This is a genomic window from Flavobacterium sp. (assembly GCF_046317795.1).
Classification (GTDB): Bacteria; Bacteroidota; Bacteroidia; order Flavobacteriales; family Flavobacteriaceae; genus Flavobacterium.
In genome coordinates this window covers 1-7,674 of the sequence record NZ_JBKCVI010000086.1, presented here as the reverse complement: position 1 = coordinate 7,674, position 7,674 = coordinate 1, and the positions used below count along the sequence as shown (strand labels likewise).

Sequence of the window (7,674 nt, the reverse complement as noted above, 5' to 3'; positions counted from 1 at the left end):
AATGCTTGGTTTCCGTCTAACTTGCCTCTGTGTTCCAGTCCTCTTGTCCAAGCAAAAATAGACGCAATGGGGTTTGTAGAAGTAGCTCTTCCTTTTTGATGCTCTCTGTAATGACGTGTTACGGTTCCGTGGGCAGCTTCGGCTTCAACGGTTTTTCCGTCAGGAGTAACCAAAACTGAAGTCATTAAACCCAATGAACCAAATCCTTGTGCAACCGTATCCGATTGCACATCACCATCATAATTTTTACAAGCCCAAACAAATCCGCCATTCCATTTCATGCACGATGCCACCATGTCATCAATAAGTCGGTGTTCGTAAATCATTCCATTAGTTTCGAAATCTGTTTTGTAATGTTTTTGATATACTTCTTCAAAAATATCTTTAAATCGACCATCGTACGCTTTTAAAATAGTGTTTTTTGTAGAAAGATATAAGGGCCATTTCTTGGTTAATGCCATTTGAAAAGAGGAATGCGCAAAACCATAAATACTTTCGTCAGTATTGTACATTGCCATTGCAACACCATCGCCTTCAAAGTCATAAACATTCCAAGTAGATGTTTCGCCAGCTTCATTAGTGAAACTCATGGTTAAAGTTCCTTTTCCTTTTATTACAGTATCGGTAGCTTTGTATTGATCTCCAAAAGCGTGACGCCCAATAACGATAGGTTTTGTCCAACCTTGAACGTAACGAGGTACGTTACTCATTATTATTGGCTCCCGAAAAACAGTTCCTCCGACAATATTACGAATAGTTCCGTTTGGAGATTTCCACATTTTAGAAAGGTTGAATTCTTTTACGCGCTCTTCATCTGGAGTAATGGTGGCACATTTAATTCCAACATTGTATTTTTTTATGGCTTCTGCTGAATCAATTGTGATTTGGTCTTTAGTCGCTTCTCTATTTTCAATACCTAAATCGTAGTATTTAATATCTAAGTCGAGATAAGGAAGAATAAGTTGTTCTTTAATAAAGTTCCAAATAATTCGTGTCATTTCATCGCCATCCAATTCAACTATTGGGTTAGCTACTTTAATTTTGGCCATATTATTGTTGTTTATTGATAATTTTCGCGGAAGCAAATATAATTAATAAGATAGGATTTCCTTTTATAACAAGAATGAAATTGAATGAATTATGAAATTGTTATTTTAAGTTTAAAATAATGATAATTTAATAAAATTAACGGCCAATAGTAATGGAATAAAAAAAATCTCGTTTAGTTTTTGGAACATGACGAGATTTTTTATGAATAGAAAGTATAGAATTATCTTCTTCTCTCTTTGATTTTTGCTTTTTTACCAGTAAGTTCTCTAAAGTAGTAGATACGAGCTCTTCTAACTTTACCTCTTTGGTTCACTTCTACTTTTTGCAAAGCAGGCATATTAACTGGGAAGATACGCTCTACTCCAACTGCACCTGACATTTTACGGATTGTAAAAGTTTCTGTAATTCCTGCACCTTTTCTTTGGATTACAACTCCTTTGAAAAACTGAGTTCTTGTTTTTTCTCCCTCTTTAATTTCGTAGTAAACTGTAATAGTATCACCAGCTCCAAATACGGGGAAATCTTTTTTTGTTGATAATTCGTTGTTAACGAAATCTACTAAATTTGCCATTTTTTTAAATATTATGGTTTTGAATTTGAGCAACATTCACGGTTTTCGCCAGAGGTTGGTCAAATGTGGGTGCAAATTTAAGTAAAAAAGTTTAGAAAAAGTTTAAAAGTTTAGAAAAAGTTTAAATTTGTTTGTTGCTTAAACTAAATTAAACAATTTAAACCATATTAAACTATTCTTCAAGTAAATCCGGTCTTCTATTTTTTGTGTGTTCATAAGCCATATCTTCTCTCCATTTGTCAATTTTGGCAAAATGACCGCTTGTTAAAACTTCGGGTACTTTCCAACCTTTGTAATCAGCTGGACGAGTATAAATTGGTCCAGACAATAAATTATCTTGAAAACTATCGGTCAATGCTGAGGTTTCATCACTCAAAACACCAGGAATTAATCGAATAATAGCATCGCAAAAAACAATGGCACCAATTTCTCCTCCCGAAAGCACATAATCACCAATCGAAATTTCTTTGGTAATCAAATGGTCACGAACACGTTGGTCAACTCCTTTATAATGTCCGCAAAGAATGATTATGTTTTCCAACATCGACATTGAATTTGCCATCTTTTGGTTCAAAGTTTCCCCATCGGGAGACATATAAATGATTTCGTCGTAATTTCTTTGACTTTTCAAATGGGTAATGCAATCATCTATGGGTTGAATGTTCATGACCATTCCCGCACCGCCGCCAAACGGATAATCATCAACACTTTTTTGTTTATTAGTTGTATAATCTCTTAAATTATGAAAATGGACTTCCACCAATCCTTTTTCGATAGCTCTTTTCATGATAGACGCTTCGAAAGGGCTTTTCATTAATTCGGGTAAAATGGTGATGATATCTATTCGCATTTGGCTAAGATAAATATTATTTTTTTGTAGCTTCGATGGAAAATACCATCGGGATTTTATTGCCTAAATGTTTAATTCTAAATTTTCCTTTTTCAAATTCTTCTGTTTGATTGAAACAATTATAGGGCGAATAATCATATTCATTAAAAGAATTGATTTCTAAACCAGATTGAATTAATGCGTTTAAAACCTCACTTGTTGGATGATTCCATGTAATAGTTTTAGTTTCTATTTTGGAATTTTTATCAGCATAAGTTCCAGATTCTAATTCAATTATGGGCTCGATATTAAAATAACTATAAAAAACTTTTTTAAAATCATTGTCAAACATCCAAATAACTGGATGAAAATCGGCCATAATAAATCTTCCTTTTGGCTTTAAAAAATGGGAAACGACAGCGGCCCATTTATCTATATCGGGTAGCCAACCGATGGTTCCATAACTAGTAAAAACAATATCAAAATTTTCGTCAAGATGGTTTGGAGTGTCATAAATATCACAACAAATAAATGTGGTATCAAGATTTAGTTTTTCCGAAAACGCTCTTGCCTTTTCTATGGCTTTGTCTGAAAAATCAATTCCAGTAGCTTTTGCTCCAAGTCTAGAAAAAGTCATTGTATCTTGCCCAAAATGACACTGAAGATGAAGTATTCTTTTATTGTTTAAATCGCCCAAAAGCGAAAGTTCAATTGAATTTAAAGTTGATTTGCCTTCCAAAAAACTTTTGTTATTATAAAATTCAGATTCAATGTGAATAGCTGTTTTGTTGTTCCAAGTTTGCTTGTTGGTTTTTATATAATCGAAATCATTTTTCATTTGTAGATAATTATTGTTTTTTTATTGGTCATATGGAATCACCTTATCTTCATTGGTGTTTGTTTGCAACAAACTTGTTGTTAATGGTGATTTCATAATGAGAAAGTTTAAACCCCAAATTGTTTCAAATGATGATCTAAGTGTTTGTAGGATATTATTCCCCATTCTTCGGCAGTCATTGGACCAAAAAAAGGATGTTTAAAATTTTGAATAACCGAATTTCCTTTCTTCTCAAAACTTTGAATTTGATTTATCAATCGCTGTTTTTCTTTTTCAAATTCGGGATTATTTGTAATAATAAACTTTTTGTCGGTAGGTAGATTTTTGCCAAATTCTTTGTTTAAGAATTTCTTTTTCATCATCTTACCTACTACTATTCCAAGCAAAGTTCTTTTTACCTCGAGTTTCCCTTCCGATACCAATAGCGGTTGTTGACAATGGACTATCATTTGTGAAACATTCATTTTTCCCCAAAGTGCTTTACTATCCGATGTTAATTGATTTAATCTTGATATGATAAATTCGTTGTCCGACGTATTGAAAATAGTACTCATATAATAGTTTTTTCGGTCACCAAATTTACAATATTAAATAGTACATTTGCACCACATTTTTTAAAATTTTAGTTATGGAAAACGGAATATACGCTAAATTCAACACTTCAAAAGGTTCGATTTTAGTAAAATTAACACACGATTTGACACCAGGAACAGTGGGTAACTTTGTTGGTTTAGCCGAAGGGCAATTGGAAAATTCAGCACGACCAATGGGAAAACCGTATTATGATGGTTTAAAATTCCACCGAGTAATTCCTGATTTTATGGTTCAAGGTGGTTGTCCTCAAGGAATAGGAACTGGTGGTCCAGGATATAATTTTGATGATGAGTTTCATCCAACCTTAAAACACGATAAGCCAGGTGTGTTATCTATGGCAAATTCAGGTCCGGGTAGTAATGGCTCGCAGTTTTTTATTACGCATGTGCCAACGAATTGGTTGGACGGAAAGCACACTGTTTTTGGGAATGTTGTTGAAGGACAGGATATTGTCGATGCTATTGTACAAGGCGATTCAATTGATACAGTTGAAATCGTTAGAGTAGGTGACGAGGCCCAAAAATGGAATGCCATTGAAGCTTTTAGAACTTTTGAAGGTTCTAGACAAAAACGAATTGAAGAAGCAAAAAGACAAGCTGAAGAAGCAATGGAAAAATTAGCCGCTGGTTTTGATAAAACCGAAAGCGGTTTGCGTTACAAAATGATACAGAAAGGTTCAGGAAAACAAGCTGAAAGCGGTAAAACAGTTTCTGTTCATTATCAAGGTTCGTTAGACAACGGAAAAGTATTTGACAGTTCTTATCCTAGAAAAAAACCTATTGAGTTTAAATTAGGTCAAGGACAAGTAATTGAAGGATGGGATGAAGGAATTGCTTTGTTGAAAGTGGGCGACAAAGCGCGTTTTGTAATTCCGTCTTATTTGGGATATGGTTCAAGCGGTGCTGGTGGTGTGATTCCACCGAATGCTACTTTGATTTTTGATGTGGAGTTGATGGATGTAAAATAAGGGCGAGCGTTAAAAAACAGTTCTGCGAACTGTTTAACTTCGTTCAGTTCGGCTTTGCCTCGGGTTAGCGAAGGAGCCAGGTGGCGAGTTGGCCTTAAGACTTAATTTTCTATTAAGATAGAATCCCAATAGTTTGCTGTTGGGATTTTTTTATACATTTACTAAAATCAAATTTAAAATCTTATGAAAAAGACAGTCCTCCCTGCCTTGGTTATTTTTATCCTCATTTCCTGCAAGTCTAAAAAAGTAGTAACGGAAAATAAAACAGCAATTGAAACCACAACAACAGTTTCAAGTGAAATAAGTATGGCGGATAGGATAGCTCAAGGCGAATCGATCTTTCAAAACAAATGTGGCAATTGCCATGACTTGCCAAAAGTAAAAGACCATACACCCGAAAATTGGAAACCAATTATGCTTCGTATGCAAAAAGAAGCCGAAATATCAGATAAAGAAAGAGAATATGTGTATGATTATATTGTAATGCAGTAAATACAATGGTTACTTTTTCAAACAACTTAAATTTCTATTTTCCCAAACAGTCTATAATTATTTGTTAAACTTTAATTTTCTGACCGTAAATAAAATACTTTTGTTTAATAATTTTATTAAAAAATTAAACAAACTAAAAAAACAACATCATGAAATCAATTAAAGTATTAGCGGTTGTAGCATTAACAACCTTAGCGAGTTTTACTTCACAAGCTCAAAGTTCAAAAACAATTGTCGAAAATGCAATTGGATCAAAAGATCACACTACACTAGTTGCAGCCGTAAAAGCTGCTGATTTAGTAGATGTATTGTCAAGCAAAGGTCCGTTTACCGTTTTCGCACCAACGAATGAAGCATTTGCAAAATTACCAAAAGGAACAGTAGAAACTTTATTAAAACCAGAAAATAAAGCTAAGCTACAAGCCGTTTTGACTTATCATGTTGTAGCTGGAAATTTGGATAGCAAAGCAGTGGTTGAAGCTATTAAAAAAGGGAATGGAAGTGTTACATTAACTACTGTACAAGGCGGAAAAATAGTAGCATCACTTTCTGGAAAAAATGTAATTTTAACAGATGAAAATGGTAATAAATCAACTATCACTGCTGTTGATATTACATCTTCAAATGGTGTAATTCATGTTATAGACACAGTAGTTTTGCCAAAATCTTAATTTGAATCAATAGCATTTTAAATTGAAAATCTCGTATCGGTTTGAAACGATACGAGATTTTTTTATGATTAAAATTCAAAAATAATATTTTCTTAAACTGTAAAACCATCTGGTAAAATAGCTCCCTTTTTCACAACTATGATTCCATCTTTAATTGTGTATAAATTTGTGTTAGTATCTTCAAGATGTTTTCCACCATTAAGTCGAACATCGTTCCCGATCCTACAATTTTTATCTACAATAGTATTACTGATAAAGCATCGCTCACCAATGCCAATATTAATAATTCCATTAGCATTATTCGTTCGAATTTCATCTATATTTTGATAATAATCGTTACCCATAAGATAGGAGTCAATAATTGTGGAGCCATAACCTATTCTGCTCCTAATTCCAACTACAGAATGTTCAATCATTGCACCATTGATGATGCAACCCTCTGCCACAACCGATTTATCTATTGTGGACGCACCAGTAATTTTTGATGGTGGTAAAACTCTAGCTCGAGTATATATTTTGCTAGAATTGTCAAAAAGATTGAACTTCGGAATATCATCGGTCAGTCCTAAATTAGCTTCAAAAAAAGAATCAATGTTCCCAATATCAGTCCAATAACCTTCATATTGATAACTCAATATTTTTTGATGTCCAATGGCTTGCGGAATAATTTCTTTACCAAAATCTTTAGTATCTGGATTTTTCATTAACTCAACTAACAAATCACGATTGAAAATATAAATACCCATAGAAGCTAAATATATTTTTCCCTCTGCTGTAGACTCCTCGCTCACTTCAGAGGTCCATTCAGGTAAAAGACTAGCATTTGGTTTCTCAATAAATGACGTAATAAAATTTTCAGAGTCTGTTTTTAAAATCCCAAAATCGGATGCTTCTTTTGCATTAACAGGTAAAGTGGCAATAGAAATAGTGGCACCACTGTCATGATGCGCTTTAATCATTTCATTAAAATCCATTTGATACAATTGATCGCCTGATAAAATCAAGGCATAATCAAAATCGTGATTCATGAAATGATTCATACATTGTCGCACCGCATCGGCTGTTCCTTGAAACCAAGTAGGATTATCTGGCGTTTGTTCCGCCGCCAAAATATCCACAAAAGCAGTACTAAAATGACTAAAATGATAGGTGTTTTTGATATGTTGGTTTAACGAAGCCGAATTGAATTGCGTCAACACAAACATTCTTTTGATGTCCGAATTGATACAATTGGAAATCGGAATATCTACCAAACGGTATTTCCCAGCAATTGGAACGGCTGGTTTGGAGCGACTTTCTGTTAATGGCGCTAATCTTGAACCTTGTCCGCCACCAAGAATAATAGCTAATGTGCTTTTGTTTATCATTTTTTTTATATTGTTGTGAAAAGTGAAACGGTTTCCACATTAGTAATACTCTTTTTTATTTGGGCAACTATTCCGCCTTCCACTCCCGCTTTTATTCCTTGCTAAAAAAGCAAGCAATAAAGAGCTCCGTTCAAGTCGGGTTGCAAATTCCAATTCAATATCAATGTCAATGTCAATATCAATTTCAATGTCAATTTCAAATCCCAAATTTCAAATCCCAAATCCCAAAACCCAAATCTTCTCTATTCTCAATTCATGACTGCAACCCGCAACCCGCAACCCGTAACCCGAAACC

Annotated in this window: 9 protein-coding genes; 3 read left to right on the top strand and 6 right to left on the bottom strand. The window is 33.9% G+C overall.

Annotated features, from left to right (window positions below; translation table 11 throughout):
* The 5 genes from ACK5ON_RS05005 to ACK5ON_RS04985 form a co-directional block, all read right to left on the bottom strand.
* The coding region (locus ACK5ON_RS05005; protein WP_409820460.1) for an NADP-dependent isocitrate dehydrogenase at window positions 1-1,049 on the bottom strand (1,049 nt) is incomplete at its 3' end.
* A 221-nt stretch (window positions 1,050-1,270) separates the two neighbouring features.
* The gene (gene rplS / locus ACK5ON_RS05000; protein ID WP_396158605.1) at window positions 1,271-1,621 is read right to left on the bottom strand and encodes a 50S ribosomal protein L19; all 351 of its coding nucleotides are present in this window, start codon (window positions 1,619-1,621) and stop codon (window positions 1,271-1,273) included.
* A 172-nt stretch (window positions 1,622-1,793) separates the two neighbouring features.
* On the bottom strand, window positions 1,794-2,471 hold the full coding sequence (gene trmD / locus ACK5ON_RS04995) for a tRNA (guanosine(37)-N1)-methyltransferase TrmD (RefSeq protein WP_409820457.1): 678 nt from the start codon (window positions 2,469-2,471) through the stop codon (window positions 1,794-1,796).
* Between the two features lie 16 nt (window positions 2,472-2,487).
* On the bottom strand, window positions 2,488-3,288 hold the full coding sequence (locus ACK5ON_RS04990; RefSeq protein ID WP_409820455.1) for a class I SAM-dependent methyltransferase: 801 nt from the start codon (window positions 3,286-3,288) through the stop codon (window positions 2,488-2,490).
* Window positions 3,289-3,395: 107 nt separating this feature from the next.
* Window positions 3,396-3,842, bottom strand: a complete 447-nt coding sequence (locus ACK5ON_RS04985; protein ID WP_409820453.1) for a DUF1569 domain-containing protein — start codon at window positions 3,840-3,842, stop codon at window positions 3,396-3,398.
* A gap of 74 nt (window positions 3,843-3,916) precedes the next feature.
* On the opposite strand from ACK5ON_RS04985, the gene ACK5ON_RS04980 reads away from it, so the two are divergent.
* From ACK5ON_RS04980 to ACK5ON_RS04970, 3 genes are all read left to right on the top strand, one after another.
* A complete protein-coding gene (locus ACK5ON_RS04980; RefSeq protein ID WP_409820451.1) occupies window positions 3,917-4,849 on the top strand; it encodes a peptidylprolyl isomerase in 933 nt (310 codons plus the stop codon).
* A 183-nt stretch (window positions 4,850-5,032) separates the two neighbouring features.
* The gene (locus ACK5ON_RS04975) at window positions 5,033-5,341 is read left to right on the top strand and encodes a c-type cytochrome (protein ID WP_409820449.1); all 309 of its coding nucleotides are present in this window, start codon (window positions 5,033-5,035) and stop codon (window positions 5,339-5,341) included.
* Between the two features lie 149 nt (window positions 5,342-5,490).
* Window positions 5,491-6,012 (top strand): fasciclin domain-containing protein, encoded by a 522-nt coding sequence (locus ACK5ON_RS04970; protein ID WP_409820447.1) that lies wholly within the window; start codon window positions 5,491-5,493, stop codon window positions 6,010-6,012.
* Window positions 6,013-6,104: 92 nt separating this feature from the next.
* Here the strand turns inward: ACK5ON_RS04970 and ACK5ON_RS04965 are convergent, their stop codons facing one another.
* A complete protein-coding gene (locus ACK5ON_RS04965; RefSeq protein ID WP_396173439.1) occupies window positions 6,105-7,379 on the bottom strand; it encodes a glucose-1-phosphate adenylyltransferase in 1,275 nt (424 codons plus the stop codon).
* Window positions 7,380-7,674: the final 295 nt, after the last annotated feature.